Genomic DNA, 311 nt, shown 5'->3' with positions numbered 1-311 from the left:
GTTCACCGTGACGCCGCTCACCTTGATCGCGCTCGTCTGGGCTGCTCATATCGGCGTTGACCGCGCCGTGGGGTACGGACTCAAGTATCCGACCGGGTTCAAACACACGCATCTCTCCGGTGACACCGACGACGGCACTCCGGCGGGGAATCCAGCCGAGCTAGTCTCCAGCGCCGCCGGGAAGAGAGACGACTGAGGCACAGATCCGTCACGGAATTACAGGATTCGCGCGCTGCGTTCGGCACGGCTCCGAAAACACATCCGCTACTGAGGTGTTCAACGGAGGCAAACGAGCGACACCGCCCGAACCT

General features: G+C 62.7%; 1 protein-coding gene. It reads left to right on the top strand.

All coding sequences use genetic code 11. From position 1 onward, the window contains the following. Positions 1-196, top strand: a 196-nt coding sequence (locus EXE42_RS17510; protein ID WP_137707113.1) for a DUF4260 family protein, incomplete at its 5' end; no start/stop codon positions are given. Between the last annotated feature and the right edge of the window lie 115 nt (positions 197-311).

The sequence above is a fragment of the Halorubrum sp. SP3 genome (assembly GCF_005435195.1).
In the GTDB taxonomy this organism is placed as follows: Archaea; Halobacteriota; Halobacteria; order Halobacteriales; family Haloferacaceae; genus Halorubrum; species Halorubrum sodomense.
Note: the sequence above shows the minus strand (reverse complement) of the source record. Positions and strands in the feature narration are given on the sequence as shown.